The sequence below is a fragment of the Streptomyces griseosporeus genome, from assembly GCF_014656055.1.
GTDB classification, from domain to species: Bacteria; Actinomycetota; Actinomycetes; order Streptomycetales; family Streptomycetaceae; genus Streptomyces; species Streptomyces griseosporeus.
Genome location: NZ_BNBR01000003.1, coordinates 78,772 through 98,124, shown reverse-complemented (window position 1 = coordinate 98,124; position 19,353 = coordinate 78,772). Strand labels below are relative to the sequence as shown.

The window sequence follows — 19,353 nt, the reverse complement described above, 5'->3', positions numbered from 1 at the left end:
AGGACGGACCGTCCGGGGCCGTGGTGTGTCCTGACGCGGGCCGCGCCTAGCGCGCCGTGACCGTGAAGGCCGCAGTGCGGACCTTGTCGCCCGTCCTGAAGTCGAGGAAGAGGCGGTAGGTGCCGGCGCTCGGGGCCGCGGCGGTGAAGGAGACGGCGGGGCCGGAGGTCTCGGTGCCGTGGGCCTCCTGGTGCGGGTGCACGTGCAGGTAGGCGAGGTCGCCGGAGCGCAGGGCGACGAGGTGGCCGTAGGCGCCCAGATAGGGCTGGAGGGTCGTCACCGGGCGGCCGTCGCGGGTCACCGTGAAGGTCAGCTCGCTCTCCTCGCCCGCGCGCAGGGTGCCGCCGAGCCGGACGGTGTACCCGTCGACGGAGGCCGTCGGCGCGGGCGCGGGCGGCGTCGCGGGCCGGTAGGTGCCGGAGACGGCCAGGTCCGTGCCGAGGGTGAGGCCGTCGCGTTCGGCGGCGGGGGTGAAGTCGGCGAAGACCCGGTAGGTGCCGGCCTCGGGCAGGGCGGTGGTGGTGCTCCAGGTGCCGTCGGCGGCCCGGACGGGGTGCAGGTGACGGTAGGTCGTCAGGTCCCGTGAGGCCACGATCAGGTGCAGCTCCTTCTCGTGCTCGGCCCGGTAGGACGTCACCGGGTGCCCGTGGGCGTCCCGTACGGCGAAGCGCAGGACGCTGTCCTTCCCGGCCGTCAGACGGGGGGTGAGCAGGTCGAGGGTGTAGCCGCGCTCGGAGACCTGGAGGCCGCCGGGGGTGTGCGCGGCGGCCGCGGCGCCGCCGCCGTGCTGCTCCCCTCCGTGCTCGTCGCCCCCGTGTCCCCCTGTGTCCGCGTGCGCCGAGGTACGGCCGCCGGCGCGGGCGGAGTCGGGAGCGACGGCGTGGGCGACGCCGTAGGCGAGGGCGAAGGACGCGGCGAGCGCGGTGCCGAACGCGCCGATCTTCTTGAGGCTCATGTCGACTCCCGGACGAAAGGGTCTGGCTGCTTTGGGATGGATACCCTTGGGGGGTATGAGGTGATGTCGCCAGACTATACCCCCCACCCGTATCCGCGCACCCCGATCGGGATAGACAGGTGCCGACCGTTCACTCAAGGGGGAGCCATGGACGACCGCGTCACCGCCACCGTCACCTTCGGACTGCTCGCGGCCTGGGCGCTGCACGACGCCGAGGAGGTGGCCCTGCTGCCGGGCTGGCTGCGGCGGAACCTGCCGGAGCTGCGCGAACGCTTCCCGTCGGTGCCGGAGCGGGTGTGGCGGCAGGCCGAAGCGGTGGACGAGCGGGAGTTCGCCGTCTCCGTCGGCCTCATGGCGGCGGTCGTCACCGCCGCCTCCGCCGCCGGGCAGCTCACGGGCGGCCGCTCGGCCTTCTACCAGGCGGCGCTCAACGGCTTCGGCCTCCATGGCCTGGTGCACCTCGCCCAGGCCGCGGCGGTACGCGGCTACACCCCCGGATCCGCCACCTCGCCCCTGCTGGTCGTGCCGTTCACGCTGTGGGCGCGCGGCCGGCTGCGCCGCGCCGGGGTGCTGCGCCCCACCCGCCCGCGTGACGCGGCGGTCGGCCTCGCCGTGGCCGCGGCCGCCACGGTCGCGACGCACGCGGCGGCACGGCGCCTGCTCGGCCGGTAAGGCAGGGCGCGGCGCCCCGGGGCCGTGTTTTTGAACATGTTCAACTCGGGGCGTACGCTGCCGTCATGAGCGATACGAGTGACAGAGCCGCCCTGCTGAAGGGCATCCGCGCCTGGCTGGTCCTGTTCGTGGTCTGCCTGGTGCTCAGCGGCGCCACCGCCTTCCCGCTCGTCCACGAACTGCGGTGGACCGAGGACGCGTTGCGGGCCCTGTCCGTGCCCGAGTACCTGCCCGGGCTCATGGACTGGATCACGCGCGTCCGGCAGGGCCTCGACGCCACCGACGCCCGCTACCCCTTCGTCCTCTACGGCACCGACTGGCTCGCCTTCGCCCACCTCGTCATCGCGGTCGCTTTCCTCGGTCCCTACCGCGACCCCGTACGCAACATCTGGGTCGTGGAGTTCGGGATGATCGCCTGCGCCGGAGTCGTCCCGCTCGCCCTGATCTGCGGGCCGGTCCGCGGCATCCCCTTCTGGTGGACCGTCATCGACATGTCGTTCGGGGTGTTCGGCGTGATCCCGCTGTACGTCGTCCGACGGAAGATCAAGCGGCTGGCCGGCCTGGAGCCGAAGGCCGCCTGGGCACCGGCCGTTTGAGCCCTCTTCAGGCTTCCTGCGATGCCCGGCGTTTGAGCCCCTTCAGGGCTCCTGCGCATGCCGTTCCTGCGCGGCCATGACCTCGTCGCCGTGGGCGAACGCCCAGGCGCCGAAGGCGTCGATCGGGGCCAGCAGACTCCGGCCCAGGTCGGTCAGGGCGTAGTCGACGCGGGGCGGAGAGCCTCCGTGCGCCCGCCGGGCCACCAGGCCGTTGAACTCCAGGCGGCGCAGCGTCTCGGTGAGCACCTTCTGGCTGATCCCGCCGATGCGGGCACGGAGTTCACCGTGGCGCAGCGGCCCCTCGCGCAGCGCCCACACCACCACGGCGTTCCAGGTGTTGGCGAGCAGGTCGAAGGCGAGCCGGGCCCGGCAGTCGGCGAGGAACATCGCGTCGTCGGTCACGCACCGAATGGTGCCCGAGCCGCTGCCTACTGTCGTCGGAGATTCCCCGTACGACAGGAGGCGTGAGACATGCGGATCGGGATTCTCGGCACGGGCAACATGGCCGACGCGCTCGGCGGACAGTGGCGACGGGCCGGACACGAGGTGGTCGCCGGGGGCCGCTCGGCCGCCACCGGGCTGCGGGAGGCGGCCGGGCACGGGACGGACGCGGTGCTGGTCGCGCTGCCCTGGCAGGCCGCGACCGACGTGGTGGGCGAGCTGGCGGAAGAGCTGCGCGGGCGCGTGCTGATCGACTGCACCAACCCGGTCGGGCCGGGCTTCCGGCTGCTGACGGCCGGCGGACCGGCGGCCGCCGAACGCATTGCCGCCGCCGCGCCCGGGGCCCGCGTCGTCAAGGCGTTCAACCTGTGCCACGAGGACGTGTGGCGGACGACCCCGCCGGTCTTCGACGGCCGTCCGCTCGCCGTCCCGCTGTGCGGGGACGACGAGGCCGCGCTGTCCGTCGTACGCCGCCTCGTCCGCGACCTCGGCTGCGAGCCGCTGAACGCCGGGGGACTGGACCGGGCGGGGCTGCTGGAGGCGACGGCGGCGCTGCTGATCGGCCTGTGGGTGGGGGAGGGCGCGGACGCCCAGGCGATCGCTCCGCCGCTGGCGTTCTCCGGGGCGGCCTAGGAGCCGCCGGCCATGTCGTCCTCCGGGGCCGTGCGGTCCGAGGAGCGCAGGGCGAGGAGGAGGTCGACGCGGTTGGTGGTGATCGAGTCGACGCCGAGGTCCAGCAGGCGCCGCAGGGAGCGGCGGGTGTCCGGGGTCCACACCGACAGCAGACGGCCGTCCCGGTGGACGCGCTCGGTCAGGGCCCGGTCGACCAGGGAGAAACGGTAGTTGAGCCAGCGCGGGCGCACCGCGTCCAGCAGCGCCGGCCGGGGCGGCGCGAGCGTCGTCCAGGTCAGGGCGATCTCGGCGGCCGGGTCGGCGGCACGCACCGCGAGCATGGCCGGGGCGCCCGCGCAGTAGTACACGCGCTCCTGCGCCCCGGCCTCCCGTACGGCGTCCACCACCCGCCGGGCCGCCCGCACATCGGGCGTGCCCGGCAGGTCCAGCATGACCCGGCTGCCCTCGGTCGCCGCCAGCGCCTCCGCCAGCGTCGGCACCCCGCCGCCGGTCAGGCCGCGCACCTCGGCCGCCGACAGCGACAGCAGGGGCCGGTCGTGCTCCCACAGCCGCTTCAGCGTGTCGTCGTGCAGCAGCACCGGTACGCCGTCCCTGGTGAGCCGTACGTCGATCTCCACCGCGTCCGCGCCCAGGCGGAGCGCGGAGCGGAGCGAGTCGAGGGTGTTCTCGCGGACGCGGTAGGGGTCGCCGCGGTGGGCGACGGCGGTCACGTTCTGCATGCGCACATTGTGGTGGCAGCCGAGGGATGTCGGGGGCGACGGGGTCAGGAGGCCGACGGGACGACTGGCTCAGGAGGTGAGCCGGCCCGTGGTGTACCGGTCGATCTCCTCCTTGATCCTGGCCTTGCCGCCCTCGTCGAGGAACGACGCCTCGACCGCGTTCTTCGCCAGCTCGGCCAGGCCCCGCTCGTCGAGGTCGAGGAGACGGGCGGCGACGGCGTACTCGGTGTTCAGGTCGGTGCCGAACATCGGCGGGTCGTCGGAGTTGATCGTGACGAACACCCCGGCCCGCACGAACTCCTTGATCGGGTGCTCGTCCAGCGTGCGCACCGCGCGCGTGGCGATGTTCGAGGTCGGACACACCTCCAGCGGGATGCGCCGCTCGGCGAGGTGCGCGAGCAGCTTCGGGTCCCGCGCCGAGCTGGTGCCGTGCCCGATGCGCTCGGCCCGCAGATCGTTCAGCGCGTCCCACACCGTCTCCGGGCCGGTGGTCTCGCCGGCGTGCGGCACGGAGTGCAGGCCGGCCGCGATCGCCCGGTCGAAGTACGGCTTGAACTGCGGGCGCGGCACGCCGATCTCCGGCCCACCGAGCCCGAACGAGACCAGGCCCTCCGGGCGCAGCCGGTCGTCGGTGGCCAGCCGTACCGTCTCCTCGGCGGAGACCAGACCGGCCTCGCCGGGGATGTCGAAGCACCAGCGCAGCACGGTGCCGAAGTCGGCCTCGGCCGCCTTGCGGGCGTCCTCGATCGCGTCCATGAAGGCCCGCTCGTCGATACCGCGCCGGGTGGAGGAGTACGGCGTGATGGTCAGCTCGGCGTAGCGCACCTGCTGCCGGGCCAGGTCGCGGGCGACCTCGTAGGTCAGCAGCCGGACGTCCTCCGGGGTGCGGATGAGGTCCACGACGGACAGGTACACCTCGATGAAGTGGGCGAAGTCCGTGAACGTGAAGTAGTCGACCAGGGCCTCGGGGTCGGTGGGGACCTTGGAGTCGGGGTGGCGGGCGGCCAGCTCGGAGACGATCCGGGGGGAGGCGGACCCGACGTGGTGCACATGCAGTTCCGCCTTGGGCAGGCCCGCGATGAACGTGTTCAGCGCGCGGGCGCCGGGGTCGGCGGGAGCGGTGGAGGCGACGGCGTGGTCGGCGGAGCGGTCGGTCAAGGGGTCCTCCCCGGGACGGCGTCCCCGGGCCCTGCGGGCGACGGGACGCGGGTGATCGGCTGATCGGTGACTCGGGATCATCGTAGGCCGGAGCGGCGGCGGATCTTCCTTGGCCTTAGCATGACGGAACGCTTTACACAGAGGGGGTCCTGGGCATGTCCGACGACGCGCCGACGCCGGAACCGCGCGACGCGGTGCCGCCGGTGTCCTTGGGCAAGGCGGACACGTCCGCGGAGCAGCGGGACGCCGCACCGCCGGTCTCCCTCGGCAAGCCCGAGGGTCCGGGCGAGCCGGCCACGGCGACGGACGCCCAGGATGCGACCGAGGGAGCGCGGCCCCAGGCGTCGGCCCCGTGGGCCGCGCCCGCCGACGACGCCCAGCAGGGCCCCGGCCACACCGTCGGCGCCGGTCTGCCGTCCCCGGCGGCCCCGACCGTGCACGACCAGCAGACGATCGCCGCGATGCCGGGCGCCCCGGAGGGTGTCGACCCGGCCACGGGCGCCACCGCCCAGCCGACCGGCACGGCCGCTCCCTTCGCCCCGCCGACGCCGAGCCCCACCCCTCCGGCCGACGGCGCCGGCAATCCGTTCGCTCCACCGGCCTCCGGCACCGCCCAGCCGGCCGGTCCGGTCAACCCGTTCGCCCCGCCCGGCCCCGCGGCCCAGCCCGCCCCCGGCTCGCAGGGCAACCCCTTCGCGCCCCCCGGCGACGGCACGCAGGGCAACCCCTTCGCACCCCCCGCCCCCGGCTCGCAGGGCAACCCCTTCGCGCCGCCCGCCTCCGGCGAGCCGGTCCCGCCGCCGCCCATCGCTCCCGAGGGGCCCGGCCAGGTGCCGTACGGCTATCCGGCCGGCGGCTACGGCTACCCCCCGCAGCACGGCTACGGCGGCGCCCACAGCCCGCAGGCCCAGCCGGTCCCCGGCGGCTACTACGGCTGGCCCGGCATGGTGCCCGCGCCCAGCAACGGGATCGGCACCGCGGGGCTCGTGGTCGGCATCGTGTCGGCCGCGATCTTCTGCCTGTGGCCGGTGGCGATCGTCCTCGGCGTCCTCGGCATCGTCTTCGGCGCGGTGGGCCGCAGCAGGGCCAACCGCGGCCAGGCCACCAACGCCGGCCAGGCCCTGGCCGGCATCATCTGCGGCGTGGCGGGTGTGGTCCTCGGTATCGGCATGATGGTGCTGGTCCTGGCGACCTGAGCCGACGACGGCCCGGCCGGCCCGGATCACCGGGGTCCATCGCCGGGGGCCGGGCAAGGGCTCCCTCAGCGCACCCCGCTCCGCAATCTCTCCCGCGCCTCCATCAGCGCGAACCCGAGCAGGTTCGGCCCCCGCCACCGCTCCGGGTCCGTCGCCGCCGCGTCGTCCGCCGCGAGGCCGATGCCCCACACCCGGTCGACGGGACTCGCCTCGACCAGCACGCGCGTACCCGTGTTCAGCAGGAACTCCCGCAGGCCGGGATGGGCGGCGAACTTGTGGACGCTGCCCTCGACGACGCTCCGGAACCGCTCCCGCTCCCATATGTCCTCGGCGAAGCCGCGCACCAGCCGCCCCGCCTTCTTCGCCTGCGCGGGATGCTCCGCCGCCAGCACCTGCCGCTCGGCCTCCGCGTCGCCGAACAGCCGGGCCTTCTCGGCCATCATCCAGTGCTCGGCCGTCCCGTACGTCACCCCGTCCACCTCGAACGGCGACGGCCACCACTGGCTCAGACAGCTCGCGCCGACCTGCCCGTCGGGCCGCGGCCGGTGGCCCCAGAAGAAGAGGTACCTCACGCCCGCGCCCGCGCGGACCTGCCTGATCAGGGACTCCCAGGAGTCGATCGTCCGCATGACATCCCCCGTGATCCTTTCCATGCATGCGAGTCTGGCACGCACCACTGACACTGCGTCCTGCCTTTTCCGCCGTGACTCGACACCTGGTCGACAGATTCCGTCGCGTAACCAAAAGGCAACAACGGAATCACTTGTTGGCGTCCCATGGCTCTGTCAGGATCGGCACTCAAATCGAGCTGGAGCTACGCCACCCACCCCCGTTCGAGGGGGGTGACCGGCGGAGGAGAGCGACATGCAGTTCCCCGCACAGGAACGTTTCGGGGACGGCGCGCAGTTCATCGCGGGCCGCCTCACCCACGGCACCTCGGGCGCCACCCACGCCGTGGTCGACCCGGCCACCGGCACCGACGTCTTCACGTACGAGCTCGCCGGCACCGAGGACGTCGACGCCGCCGTCGCCGCCGCCCGCGAGGCGTTCCCGGCCTGGGCCGGTGCCACCCCCGCCGAGCGCTCCGACGCCCTGCACCGCTTCGCCGCCCGCCTGGCCGACCGCGCCGACGAGCTGGCCCGCGCCGAGTCCCTGCAGTGCGGCAAGCCGCTGAAGCTGACCCGCGAGTTCGACGTGCCGGGCACGATCGACAACACGGCCTTCTTCGCCGGCGCCGCACGGCACCTGCAGGGGCAGTCGGCCGGTGAGTACTCCGGCGACCACACCTCGTACGTCCGCCGAGAGGCGATCGGTGTCGTCGGCTCCATCGCGCCCTGGAACTACCCCCTCCAGATGGCCGCCTGGAAGATCCTCCCGGCGATCGCCGCGGGCAACACCATCGTGCTGAAGCCCGCCGAGCTGACCCCGCTGACCTCGCTGCTGTTCGCCGAGGCCGCCACCGAGGCCGGGATCCCGGACGGTGTGGTCAACATCGTCACCGGCACCGGCCGCGTGGCCGGCGAGCACCTGGTCGGCCACCCCGACGTGGCGATGACCTCCTTCACCGGCTCCACGGCCGTCGGCAAGCGCGTCGCCGAGGTCGCCACCGCCACCGTCAAGCGCCTCCACCTGGAGCTGGGCGGCAAGGCACCCTTCGTCGTCTTCGACGACGCCGACGTCGAGGCCGCCGCCAACGGCGCGGTCGCGGGCGCGCTCATCAACACCGGCCAGGACTGCACGGCCGCCACGCGCGCGTACGTGCAGCGACCGCTGTACGAGGCGTTCGTCGAGCGGACGGCCGCCCTCATGGAGACCGTCCGGCTCGGCGACCCGTTCGCCCCGGGCACCGACCTCGGCCCGCTCATCTCGCACGCCCAGCGGGACCGGGTGGCCGGCTTCGTCGACCGGGCGCGTGCCTACGCGCGCGTGGTGACCGGCGGCGAGGCGCCGGGCGGGGACCTTGCCAAGGGGGCCTACTACCGGCCCACCCTGGTGGTGGACGCACCGCAGGACAGCGAGATCGTCCAGGCCGAGATCTTCGGACCGGTCCTCGTCGTCCTGCCGTTCGACACCGACGAGGAGGGCATCCGGCTCGCCAACGACACCCCGTACGGGCTGGCCGCCTCCGCGTGGAGCCGGGACGTCTACCGGGCGAACCGCGCGACACGCGAGATCAAGGCGGGGTGTGTGTGGATCAACGACCACATCCCGATCATCAGCGAGATGCCGCACGGCGGCGCCAAGCAGTCCGGCTTCGGCAAGGACATGTCGATGTACTCGTTCGAGGAGTACACCCAGATCAAGCACGTCATGTTCGACAACACCGCGGTGGCCAGGAAGGACTGGCACCGCACCGTCTTCGGGGACCGATAGCCACGCCAAGGCCGCCGACCACGGCCGAACCCTCCCGAAAGGGCACCACGCGCATGGAGCAGTACGAGCCCGACCGCCTGACCCCGGCCCAGGTGGCCGCCATCAGGCGCAGCTACCGCAACGGCAGGGCCGCCCTCACCCGCCGTTCGCTGCTGCGCGCCTCCGCGGGCGGCGCGCTCACTCTGGGCGGACTCGGGGCGCTGAGCGCCTGCGGGATCCCCGCGGCCGGCAAGACCGCGGGCGGCACGTCCGCCGAGGACCACTCGGCCACGGAGAAGACCGTCAGCTTCTCCAACTGGACCGAGTACATGGACGTCGACGACAGCGGCAAACACCACCCGACGCTCGACGCCTTCACCAAACGGACCGGCATCAAGGTCAAGTACACCGAGGACATCAACGACAACAACGAGTTCTTCGGCAAGATCAAGCCGCAGCTCGCCGCGGGCCAGGACACCGGCCGCGACCTCATCGTCCTCACCGACTGGCTGGCCGCGCGGCTGATCCGCCTCGGCTGGGTGCAGAAGCTGGACCCCTCCCACCTACCGCACGCCTTCGCCAACCTCTCGCCGCAGTTCCGCACGCCGGACTGGGACCCGGGGCGCGCCTACTCCTACCCCTGGCAGGGCATCTCCACGGTCATCGCCTACAACAAGAAGGCCCTCGACGGCGTCGAGGTGAAGTCGGTCTCCGACCTGCTCGACAACCCCAAGCTCAAGGGCCGCGTCGGCTTCCTCACCGAGATGCGCGACACCATGGGCATGACGCTGCTGGACATGGGCAAGGACCCGGGCCGGTTCACCGACGACGACTACGACGCGGCGATCGCCCGGCTGCAGAAGGGCGTCGACAAGGGCCAGATCCGCCGGTTCACCGGCAACGACTACACCTCCGACCTCACCAAGGGCGACCTCGCGGCCTGCCTCGCCTGGGCCGGTGACGTGGTCCAGCTGAAGGCGGACAGCCCCGACGTGGACTTCGTGATCCCCGACAGCGGCTACCTGACCTCCAGCGACAACCTGTGCGTCCCCAACAAGGCACGGCACAAGACCAACGCCGAGCGGCTCATCGACTACTACTACGAGCCCCCGGTCGCCGCCCAGCTCGCCGCCTACATCAACTACGTCTGTCCCGTCGACGGCGTGAAGGACGAGCTTGCGAAGATCGACAAGGACGCGGCGGCCAACCCGCTGATCCTTCCCGACAAGGCCATGCAGGCCAGGTCCCGTTCCTTCCGCTCACTGAGCCAGCAGGAAGAGACCGCCTACGAGACGAAGTTCGCGAAGCTCACTGGGGCGTGACGACGATGAAGACGACAGACAGCAGCGGCGACGTCCGCCTCTCCGGCATCAGCAAGACCTACGGCTCCTTCACGGCCGTGCACCCGCTCGACCTGACCGTCCCGCAGGGCTCCTTCTTCGCCCTGCTCGGCGCCTCGGGCTGCGGCAAGACCACCACCCTGCGCATGATCGCCGGCCTGGAGGAGCCCACCACCGGCACCGTCCGCCTCGGCGACCAGGACGTGACCGCGCTGCCGCCGTACAAGCGGCCCGTGAACACGGTCTTCCAGTCCTACGCCCTCTTCCCGCACCTCGACATCTTCGAGAACGTCGCCTTCGGCCTGCGCCGGCGCGGCATCAAGAGCGTGAAGAAGCAGGTCGAGGACATGCTGGAGCTGGTCCAGCTCGGCGAGCAGGCCCGCAAGAAACCCCACCAGCTCTCCGGTGGCCAGCAGCAGCGCGTCGCGGTCGCCCGCGCCCTGATCAACCACCCCAAGGTGCTGCTGCTCGACGAGCCGCTCGGCGCCCTCGACCTGAAGCTGCGCCGCCAGATGCAGCTGGAGCTCAAGCGCATCCAGACCGAGGTCGGCATCACCTTCGTCCACGTCACGCACGACCAGGAGGAGGCCATGACCATGGCCGACACGGTCGCCGTGATGAACGCGGGCCGCGTCGAGCAGCTCGGCGCCCCCACCGACCTGTACGAGAACCCGCAGACCACGTTCGTCGCGAACTTCCTCGGCACCTCCAACCTGATCGAGGCCGAGGTCGACACCAAGAGCGGCGACGACATCGTCCTCAAGGCCGGCGGCGGCAAGCTGGTCCTGCCCGAGGCGCGCTGCTCCGCGCCCACCACGGCCGGCGGCAGGGTGCTGGTCGGCGTCCGCCCCGAGAAGATCTCCCTCACGCACGCCGACGACGCGGGGGAGATCCCCGAGGGCCGCAACCGGGTCACCGGGAGGATCGCCGACGCCAGCTTCATCGGCGTCTCCACGCAGTACGTCATCGACAGCCCCGTCTGCGACGAACTCGCGGTCTACGTCCAGAACGTCGAGCGCGACGGCCGCCTCGTCCCCGGCGCCGAGGTCGTCCTGCACTGGAACCCGGCGCACACCTTCGGCCTCGACGCGACCCAGGACATCGACGCGGGCATCGAGGAAGAGGCGGTCTGATGGCGACGCTGACCGAGGCGCCACCGCCTCTGACCCCGACCGCGCCCGAGAAGAAGCCGCCGCGCAAGCGGGGCCGCCTCACGCCGTACTGGCTGCTGCTGCCCGGCATCCTGTGGCTGATCGTCTTCTTCGCGCTGCCGATGATCTACCAGGCGTCCACGTCCGTGCAGACGGGCTCGCTGGAGGCCGGCTACAAGGTCACCTGGCACTTCGCCACCTACTGGGACGCCCTGTCCGAGTACTGGCCGCAGTTCCTGCGCTCGATCGCCTACGCGGCGTCGGCGACGGTGCTGTGCCTGCTGCTCGGCTACCCGCTGGCCTACCTGATCGCCTTCCGTGCGGGCCGCTGGAAGAACCTGGTGATGATCCTGGTGATCGCGCCGTTCTTCACCAGCTTCCTGATCCGCACCCTGGCGTGGAAGACGATCCTCGCCGACGGCGGGCCGGTCGTCGGCGCGCTCAACACGCTGCACGTCCTGGACATCACCGGCTGGCTCGGCTGGACGGCCGGCGACCGCGTGCTGGCCACCCCGATGGCGGTGGTGTGCGGTCTGACGTACAACTTCCTGCCGTTCATGATCCTGCCGCTGTACACCTCGCTGGAGCGGATCGACGGGCGGCTGCACGAGGCGGCCGGCGATCTGTACGCCAGGCCGTGGACCACCTTCCGCAAGGTCACCTTCCCGCTGTCGATGCCGGGCGTGGTCTCCGGCACGCTGCTGACCTTCATCCCGGCGGCCGGCGACTACGTCAACGCCGAACTCCTCGGCTCCACCGACACCCGCATGATCGGCAACGTCATCCAGACGCAGTTCCTGCGGATCCTGGACTACCCGACGGCCGCCGCGCTGTCCTTCATCCTCATGGCCGGGATCCTGCTCATGGTCACGGTCTACATCCGCAGGTCCGGGACGGAGGATCTGGTCTAAATGCCCTTCGTCAACTTCCTCAAGCGCAATCTCGTCGTCCTCGCGGGACTCGTGACGCTCGCCTATCTGCTGCTGCCGAACATCGTCGTCACGGTGTTCTCCTTCAACCAGCCCAAGGGCCGCTTCAACTACGAGTGGCAGCAGTTCTCCACGGACGCCTGGAAGGACCCGTGCGGCGTCGCCGACATGTGCGGCTCGCTCTCGCTCAGCCTCCAGATCGCGTTCTGGGCGACGCTCGGCGCCACCGTCCTCGGCACGATGATCGCCTTCGCCCTGGTCCGCTACCGCTTCCGGGCGCGCGGCACGGTCAACTCGCTGATCTTCCTGCCGATGGCGATGCCCGAGGTCGTCATGGCGGCCAGCCTGCTCACCCTGTTCCTCAACATGGGCGCGCAGCTCGGCTTCTGGACGATCCTCATCGCCCACATCATGTTCTGCCTCAGCTTCGTCGTCACCGCCGTCAAGGCCCGTGTGATGTCGATGGACCCGCGCCTGGAGCAGGCCGCCCAGGACCTCTACGCCGGACCGGTGCAGACGTTCCTGCGTGTCACCCTGCCCATCGCGGCCCCCGGAATCGCCGCGGGCGCGCTGCTCGCCTTCGCGCTCTCCTTCGACGATTTCATCATCACCAACTTCAACGCCGGTTCGACCGTCACGTTCCCCATGTTCGTGTGGGGTTCGGCCCAGCGCGGCACACCGGTCCAGATCAACGTGATCGGCACGGCCATGTTCCTCATCGCCGTCCTGCTCGTCCTGACGTCGATGGTCATCGGGAACCGCCGCAACAAACAAAAGGCATAAGCCCCCGTAGGGAGTTGAAATCATGGCCCCGAGCGCCATGAGTCGTGACAACCGATGGACGCAAGCACTCTCTGACGCCCAGCCGGTCCCGTACTGGCTGGACGACCCCGGCAGGCCCCGCCCCGAACCCGCCCTCACCGCCGCCGAGACCTGCGATCTGCTCGTCGTCGGCGGCGGCTACAGCGGACTGTGGACCGCGCTCCTCGCCAAGGAGCGCGACCCGCGGCGGGACGTGGTCCTGCTGGAGGGCCGCGAGGTGGGCTGGGCCGCCTCGGGCCGCAACGGCGGCTTCTGCGCCGCCTCCCTCACCCATGGCCTGCCCAACGGCCTGACCCGCTGGCCGGACGAGATCCACAAGCTGGAGGAGCTGGGCGCCCGCAACCTCGACGAGATCGAGCAGGCGGTCGCCCGCCACTCCCTCGACTGCGACTTCGAACGCACCGGCGAGATCGACGTCGCGACCGAGCCGTACCAGGCGGCCGAACTGCGCGAGTGGTACGAGGAGATGCGGCGCCACGGCCTCGCCGACGGCGTCGAGTACCTGGACGCCGACGAGGTCCGCGAGCAGGTGAACTCACCGACCTTCCGGGCCGGCCTGTACGACCGCCGCGGGGTGGCCATGCTGAACCCGGCCAAGCTGGTCTGGGGCCTGAAGCGGGCCTGCCTCGCCCTCGGCGTCCGCGTCTACGAGCACACCCCCGCCCTGACGCTGAAGCCGTACGGCGCCGGCATGGCCGTACGCACCCCGTACGGGCGGGTCCGCGCCCGGCAGGTGGCGCTCGGCACGAACATCTTCCCGAACCTCGTCCGGCGGGTCCGCGCCTACACGGTTCCGGTCTACGACTACGCGCTGATGACCGAGCCGCTCACGGACGAGCAGCTGAAGTCGGTCGGCTGGCAGAACCGGCAGGGCCTCGGGGACTCGGCCAACCAGTTCCACTACTTCCGGCTCTCCGCCGACAACCGCATCCTGTGGGGCGGCTACGACGCGATCTACCCGTACGGCGGCCGGGTGCGCGCCGAGTACGACGACCGCCCGGAGACCTACGCCAAGCTCGCCGGGCACTTCTTCACCTGCTTCCCACAGCTGGAGGGCGTCCGCTTCACGCACGCCTGGGGCGGCGCGATCGACACCTGCTCCCGCTTCTCGGCGTTCTTCGGCACCGCCCACCAGGGCCGGGTGGCGTACGCGGCCGGGTTCACCGGCCTCGGCGTCGGCGCGACCCGGTTCGGCGCGGACGTGATGCTGGACCTGCTGGCGGGGGAGCGGACCGAGCGCACCGAGCTGGAGATGGTCCGCAAGAAGCCGCTGCCGTTCCCGCCGGAGCCGTTCGCCTGGACCGGCATCGCGCTCACCAAGTGGTCGCTGGCCCGCGCGGACGCGCACGGCGGGCGGCGCAACCTGTGGCTGCGCACGATGGACCGGCTGGGCCTGGGCTTCGACAGCTGAGCCGGCGCCCGGCCCGGCTGTGTGACGTGCCTCACTCGAAAGAGGCGGCGCAACCCGCGTAATGCTCCCGGGGAGACCTCCCTCTCTTCCTTCCGACGCGACCGCGTCCACGGAAGAGAACGGGAGGTCTTCTCATGGCTGCGGCAAAGACGGCGGTGGAGTGGCTGGCATCCGTCGCACCGGACCCCGAGGCCTGCCGCTGGGAGTGGGAGCGCAACCCCCTCGGGGTCGCCCTGCTGCCCGCGGGCAGGGCCTGGGACGTGCTCATCCTGCCGGGCGACCTCGGCTATCCCACGCTCGACGTCCTCACCCGCATCCTCGACCGGCCCGGTCCGGTGCTGGTCGACTTCGGCGACAACCGCATGGGCTTCTTCGTCCCGCCGGGCACGGCGGCCCGCTGGCTCGGCACGGGCATCCGCACGGCCGGTCCCGGCACCTGGATCGTGGTGCCGTACCCCGGCCGGATGACCGGCAGCGTCCGCTGGCTCGTCACGCCGGACGGGTCGGGCACGCTGACCGATCCGGCGCTGCTGGAACTGGCGATGCACGAGGCGGCGGCGGGCCTGGCGAGGGAGGAGGACGACTGACCCTCCGGTACGGGAGGGCTTGACAAGAGAATTGGTCTGGACCAAGTTGGGCGCGCTCCACCCTTCCGAATTCCCCCGCGCCCGGAGGCAGTTGTGGACCGCTCCAGACCCTTGCTCGCCCTCCTCACGGCCACGGCCCTCGCCGTGCCCGCCCTCACCGCGCTCTCGTCGGCCGCCCGTGCGGCCGACGCGGACCAACTCCGCAACGGCGGCTTCGAGGCGGGCCTCGACGGCTGGTCCTGCGCGGCGAACAGCGGTGCGACGGTCAGCAGTCCGGTGCACAGCGGCAGTGCGGCGCTGCGGGCCACCCCGGCCGGCAGCGACAACGCCCAGTGCGCGCAGACCGTGACCGTGCAGCCGAACGCCCAGTACACCCTGACCGGCCACGTCCGCGGCTCCTACGTCTACCTCGGGGCGAGCGGCACCGGCACCACCGACGTCTCCACCTGGACCCAGTCCGCCCCCGACTGGCAGCAGCTGACCACCACCTTCCGCACCGGCCCGGCCACCACCAAGGTCACCGTCTACACGCACGGCTGGTACGGCACCGGCGCCTACTACGCCGACGACCTCGCCCTCACCGGCCCCGGCGGCGGCTCCACCACCCAGCCGCCCGCCGCCCCGACCGGCCTCGCGGCCACCACCGTGACCTCGGCGAGCGTGACCCTGTCCTGGACGCCGGTGGCGGGCGCGACGTCGTACGCCGTGTACCGCGACGGCACGCGCGCGCAGACCACGTCCGCCACCTCGGCCACGGTGTCCGGCCTGTCGCCCTCGACCGCGTACGCCTTCCAGGTCGGTGCGCTCAACGGCGCGGGCGAGTCCCCCCGCTCGGCGACGGTCACGGCGACGACCACCGCCGGCACCGGCGGCGGCACCCCCGGCCTCCCGCCGCACGCCCTGGTCGGCTACCTCCACGCGAGCTTCGCCAACGGCGCCGGCTACACCCGCCTCGCCGACGTCCCCGACAGCTGGGACGTCATCGACCTGGCCTTCGGCGAGCCGACCTCCACCACCTCCGGCGACATCCGCTTCACCCGCTGCCCGGTCACCGAGTGCCCGAACGCCGAGAGCGACGCCGACTTCAAGGCCGCGATCAAGGCCAAGCAGGCGGCCGGCAAGAAGGTCCTGATCTCCATCGGCGGCCAGAACGGCCAGGTCCAGCTCACCACGACCGCCGCCCGGGACGCCTTCGTCTCCTCCGTCTCGAAGATCATCGACGAGTACGGCCTGGACGGCCTCGACATCGACTTCGAGGGCCACTCGCTGTCCCTGAACGCCGACGACACCGACTTCCGCAACCCGAAGACCCCGGTGATCGTCAACCTGATCTCCGCGGTGAAGACCCTGAAGGCCAGGTACGGCGCGAAGTTCGTCCTCACCATGGCCCCGGAGACCTTCTTCGTGCAGATGGGCTACCAGTACTACGGCACCGGCAAGTGGGGCGGCCAGGACCCGCGCTGCGGCGCCTACCTGCCCGTCATCCACGCCCTGCGCGACGACCTCACCCTGCTGCACGTCCAGGACTACAACTCCGGCCCGATCATGGGCCTGGACAACCAGTACCACTCCATGGGCGGCGCCGACTTCCACATCGCCATGACGGACATGCTGCTCACCGGCTTCCCGGTGGCCGGCGACCCCAACAACGTCTTCCCGCCACTGCGTCCCGACCAGGTCGCGATCGGCATGCCGGCGTCGACGAACGCGGGCAACGGCTACGTCGCCCCCGCCGAGGTCACCAGGACCCTCGACTGCCTGACGAAGAAGACCAACTGCGGCTCGTACCCGACGCACGGCACCTGGCCGGCCCTGCGCGGCCTGATGACGTGGTCGATCAACTGGGACCGGTTCGGGAGCTGGCAGTTCCAGCGGACGTTCGACGGTTACTTCGGCTGAGCACCAGCCACAGCAGCGTCAGCAGGACCGAGCACAGGCACCAGCTCGCGACGACGTCCAGCGGCCAGTGGTAGCCCCGGCGGACCAGGCCGTACGACACGCCGAAGACCAGGACGACGCACGCGAGCTGGAGCACCCGCCGGGCCACCGGCGACGCGACGGAGGGGAGGAGGAGCAGCAGGGCGCCGCCGTACGCCACGCAGGCCGTCGCGGTGTGCCCGGAGGGGAAGTAGCCGGTGCCCGGTGGCACCACGACCGGTGGGCCGGGGCGGTCGGTCCACTCCTTCAGCGGCACGACCAGCGCCGGCACCAGGACCATGGCGAGGCCCGCGGCGAGCGGCGGCAGCCACCAGCGGTCCTGCCCGGCGGCGCGGCCGCGCCAGGCGGCGAACGCGGCGACGAGGGCCAGGACCGGCACCGCCACCTGCACGTTCCCGAGGTCGGCGAGCAGCTCGGAGAAGCGGTCGGGCTGGATCAGGACCCGGCTCAGGCGCCGGTCCGGCCCGAGCAGCGGGCCGTCGGCCAGAACCTGCCAGGTCATCAGCGCGAAGAGGACGGCCGGAAGGCCGAGCAGAAGAGTGAGCCGGAAGGAGGTCGGCCGCCCCGGAACAGGGGGGGAGGTTCCGGGGCGGCCGTCCGGACCGGAACGCCGCGCGCCCCGGGGGGTTTGGGGCGGGCGACCGTCCGATCGGTGAGGAGATCCGGAGCCGGAGGCCCCGGTGGTGTGCGCGAGGGCACGACCAGGTCGAAGCTGGGGAGGCCCCGGCCTGGCATCGCCCACAGTCCCCTGTGGGCGGGGTGTATCTCTCATCTGGGTAGAACCTACGGCAGGGGGTGCGGGTGCGACAGCCGGATCCGGCTCCTGCCATCCACCTCGCACACGTTCTTCACACGCTCTGCCTCAGGTACCCCCTTCGTGGACCTCAGATGCGGGCGAAGGCCTGCTCGATGATGTCGAGGCCCTCGTTCAGCAGGTCCTCGCCGATCACCAGCGGCGGCAGGAAGCGCAGCACATTGCCGTAGGTGCCGCAGGTCAGGACCAGCAGGCCCTCCTGGTGGCAGGCCTTGGCGAGCGCGGCCGTCGCCTCCGGGTTCGGCTCCTTGGTGGCGCGGTCCTTCACCAGCTCGATCGCGATCATCGCGCCGCGGCCGCGGACGTCACCGATGATGTCGAACTTCTCCGCCATGGCACCGAGGCGGGCCTTCATGACCGCCTCGATGTTCTTCGCCTTGGCGTTGAGGTCCAGCTCCTTCATCGTCTCGATGGCGCCGAGCGCACCGGCGCAGGCCACCGGGTTGCCGCCGTAGGTGCCGCCCAGGCCGCCCGCGTGCGCGGCGTCCATGATCTCGGCACGGCCGGTGACGGCGGCGAGCGGCAGACCGCCCGCGATGCCCTTCGCCGTGGTGATCAGGTCCGGGACGATGCCCTCGTCCTCGCAGGCGAACCACTGGCCGGTACGGCAGAAGCCGGACTGGATCTCGTCGGCGACGAAGACGATGCCGTTGTCGTTGGCGAACTTCACGATCGCCGGCAGGAAGCCCTTGGCCGGCTCGATGAAGCCGCCCTCACCGAGCACCGGCTCGATGATGATCGCGGCCACGTTCTCCGCGCCGACCTGCTTGGTGATCTGGTCGATGGCCTGCTTGGCGGCCTCGGGGCCCGCGTTCTCCGGGCCGGTCGGCCAGCGGTAGCCGTAGGCCACCGGCACGCGGTACACCTCGGGCGCGAACGGGCCGAAGCCGTGCTTGTACGGCATGTTCTTCGCCGTCAGCGCCATCGTGAGGTTGGTGCGGCCGTGGTAGCCGTGGTCGAAGACCACGACGGCCTGGCGCTTGGTGTACGCGCGGGCGATCTTCACCGCGTTCTCGACGGCCTCGGCGCCGGAGTTGAACAGGGCGGACTTCTTGGCGTGGTCACCCGGGGTCAGCTCGGCGAGCGCCTCGGCGACCTCCACGTAGCCCTCGTACGGCGTGACCATGAAACAGGTGTGGGTGAAGTCGGCGAGCTGCGCGGAGGCGCGGCGTACGACGGCCTCGGCGGAGGCGCCCACGGAGGTGACCGCGATGCCGGAGCCGAAGTCGATCAGCCGGTTGCCGTCGACGTCCTCGATGATGCCGCCGCCCGCGCGCGCCGTGAACACCGGCAGCACGGAGCCCACGCCCGCGGCGACCGCGGCGGTACGGCGGGCCTGAAGCTCCTGCGACTTCGGGCCGGGAATGGCGGTGACGACGCGGCGCTCCTGCGGAAGTGCGGTCATGCGGGGCTCCTGGATGGTACGGAGGGGTGAGACGGATGGCGTTTTACGGACTCTTGCCTTCTTTTCCGCAGGTTAAGACGGGGAGAGGGGGGTGGGCATGCTCCATGTGGGCGTTGTCGGCGCGTGTCGTTGTCCGCGATGGACATAGAAGGGGGAGGCAGGAGGGGAGCAGCCGATACGGGCCCGTCCCGGGAGGTTCCCGGACGCCCGGCCGCGTAAGCGGTGAACTCCCCT

General features: G+C 71.8%; 18 protein-coding genes and 1 pseudogene. 12 read left to right on the top strand and 7 right to left on the bottom strand.

The window, feature by feature from the left end; all coding sequences use genetic code 11:
- Positions 1 to 46 precede the first annotated feature (46 nt).
- On the bottom strand, positions 47 to 955 hold the full coding sequence (locus IE308_RS15155) for a DUF8832 domain-containing protein (RefSeq protein WP_190218376.1): 909 nt from the start codon (positions 953 to 955) through the stop codon (positions 47 to 49).
- 147 nt (positions 956 to 1,102) lie between these two features.
- Between IE308_RS15155 and IE308_RS15150 the strand changes: the two genes are divergently transcribed.
- Positions 1,103 to 1,627 (top strand): HXXEE domain-containing protein, encoded by a 525-nt coding sequence (locus IE308_RS15150; protein WP_110631221.1) that lies wholly within the window; start codon positions 1,103 to 1,105, stop codon positions 1,625 to 1,627.
- Positions 1,628 to 1,692: 65 nt separating this feature from the next.
- The gene (locus IE308_RS15145) at positions 1,693 to 2,223 is read left to right on the top strand and encodes a hypothetical protein (RefSeq protein WP_190218375.1); all 531 of its coding nucleotides are present in this window, start codon (positions 1,693 to 1,695) and stop codon (positions 2,221 to 2,223) included.
- A 42-nt stretch (positions 2,224 to 2,265) separates the two neighbouring features.
- Here the strand turns inward: IE308_RS15145 and IE308_RS15140 are convergent, their stop codons facing one another.
- Positions 2,266 to 2,625: a winged helix-turn-helix transcriptional regulator gene (locus IE308_RS15140; protein WP_190218374.1), complete on the bottom strand. Its 360-nt coding sequence runs from the start codon at positions 2,623 to 2,625 to the stop codon at positions 2,266 to 2,268.
- 69 nt (positions 2,626 to 2,694) lie between these two features.
- Between IE308_RS15140 and IE308_RS15135 the strand changes: the two genes are divergently transcribed.
- The gene (locus IE308_RS15135) at positions 2,695 to 3,297 is read left to right on the top strand and encodes an NADPH-dependent F420 reductase (RefSeq protein ID WP_190218373.1); all 603 of its coding nucleotides are present in this window, start codon (positions 2,695 to 2,697) and stop codon (positions 3,295 to 3,297) included.
- On the opposite strand, the gene IE308_RS15130 is transcribed toward IE308_RS15135, so the two are convergent.
- A complete protein-coding gene (locus IE308_RS15130; RefSeq protein WP_190218372.1) occupies positions 3,294 to 4,016 on the bottom strand; it encodes a glycerophosphodiester phosphodiesterase in 723 nt (240 codons plus the stop codon). The genes IE308_RS15135 and IE308_RS15130 overlap by 4 nt on opposite strands.
- Before the next feature lie 69 nt (positions 4,017 to 4,085).
- Positions 4,086 to 5,265 (bottom strand): annotated as a pseudogene (locus IE308_RS15125) (adenosine deaminase); the annotation flags it as partial.
- A gap of 64 nt (positions 5,266 to 5,329) precedes the next feature.
- Here IE308_RS15125 and IE308_RS36930 point away from each other — a divergent pair.
- The gene (locus tag IE308_RS36930) at positions 5,330 to 6,370 is read left to right on the top strand and encodes a DUF4190 domain-containing protein (protein WP_229908895.1); all 1,041 of its coding nucleotides are present in this window, start codon (positions 5,330 to 5,332) and stop codon (positions 6,368 to 6,370) included.
- A 65-nt stretch (positions 6,371 to 6,435) separates the two neighbouring features.
- On the opposite strand, the gene ybiA is transcribed toward IE308_RS36930, so the two are convergent.
- Positions 6,436 to 7,023, bottom strand: a complete 588-nt coding sequence (ybiA, locus tag IE308_RS15115; protein ID WP_229908894.1) for a riboflavin biosynthesis intermediates N-glycosidase — start codon at positions 7,021 to 7,023, stop codon at positions 6,436 to 6,438.
- 211 nt (positions 7,024 to 7,234) lie between these two features.
- On the opposite strand from ybiA, the gene IE308_RS15110 reads away from it, so the two are divergent.
- From IE308_RS15110 to IE308_RS15075, 8 genes are all read left to right on the top strand, one after another.
- Entirely contained in the window at positions 7,235 to 8,743 is a 1,509-nt protein-coding gene (locus IE308_RS15110) for a gamma-aminobutyraldehyde dehydrogenase (RefSeq protein ID WP_190218371.1), read from the top strand.
- A gap of 53 nt (positions 8,744 to 8,796) precedes the next feature.
- Complete coding sequence (locus IE308_RS15105) at positions 8,797 to 10,044, top strand: polyamine ABC transporter substrate-binding protein (RefSeq protein WP_190218370.1); 1,248 nt, start codon at positions 8,797 to 8,799, stop codon at positions 10,042 to 10,044.
- Positions 10,041 to 11,195 (top strand): ABC transporter ATP-binding protein, encoded by a 1,155-nt coding sequence (locus tag IE308_RS15100; RefSeq protein WP_110631249.1) that lies wholly within the window; start codon positions 10,041 to 10,043, stop codon positions 11,193 to 11,195. Before IE308_RS15105 ends, IE308_RS15100 begins: the two co-directional genes overlap by 4 nt.
- Positions 11,195 to 12,124 carry an ABC transporter permease gene (locus tag IE308_RS15095; protein WP_190218369.1) on the top strand — a complete coding sequence of 310 codons (930 nt, stop codon included), beginning with the start codon at positions 11,195 to 11,197 and terminating at the stop codon, positions 12,122 to 12,124. The genes IE308_RS15100 and IE308_RS15095 overlap by 1 nt, the downstream gene beginning before the upstream one ends.
- On the top strand, positions 12,125 to 12,925 hold the full coding sequence (locus IE308_RS15090) for an ABC transporter permease (RefSeq protein WP_190218368.1): 801 nt from the start codon (positions 12,125 to 12,127) through the stop codon (positions 12,923 to 12,925).
- A 22-nt stretch (positions 12,926 to 12,947) separates the two neighbouring features.
- Positions 12,948 to 14,375, top strand: a complete 1,428-nt coding sequence (locus IE308_RS15085) for an NAD(P)/FAD-dependent oxidoreductase (RefSeq protein WP_190218367.1) — start codon at positions 12,948 to 12,950, stop codon at positions 14,373 to 14,375.
- A 134-nt stretch (positions 14,376 to 14,509) separates the two neighbouring features.
- Positions 14,510 to 14,962, top strand: coding sequence for a hypothetical protein (locus IE308_RS15080; RefSeq protein ID WP_190218366.1), 453 nt, complete (start codon positions 14,510 to 14,512; stop codon positions 14,960 to 14,962).
- Positions 14,963 to 15,055: 93 nt separating this feature from the next.
- Entirely contained in the window at positions 15,056 to 16,861 is a 1,806-nt protein-coding gene (locus IE308_RS15075; RefSeq protein WP_190218365.1) for a chitinase, read from the top strand.
- Here the strand turns inward: IE308_RS15075 and IE308_RS15070 are convergent.
- Together IE308_RS15070 and gabT are read right to left on the bottom strand one after the other, a co-directional pair.
- Positions 16,800 to 17,642, bottom strand: a complete 843-nt coding sequence (locus tag IE308_RS15070) for a phosphatase PAP2 family protein (protein ID WP_229908893.1) — start codon at positions 17,640 to 17,642, stop codon at positions 16,800 to 16,802. The two genes, IE308_RS15075 and IE308_RS15070, sit on opposite strands and share 62 nt — an antisense overlap.
- 142 nt (positions 17,643 to 17,784) lie before the next feature.
- Positions 17,785 to 19,119, bottom strand: coding sequence for a 4-aminobutyrate--2-oxoglutarate transaminase (gabT, locus tag IE308_RS15065; RefSeq protein ID WP_110631271.1), 1,335 nt, complete (start codon positions 19,117 to 19,119; stop codon positions 17,785 to 17,787).
- Positions 19,120 to 19,353 lie beyond the last annotated feature (234 nt).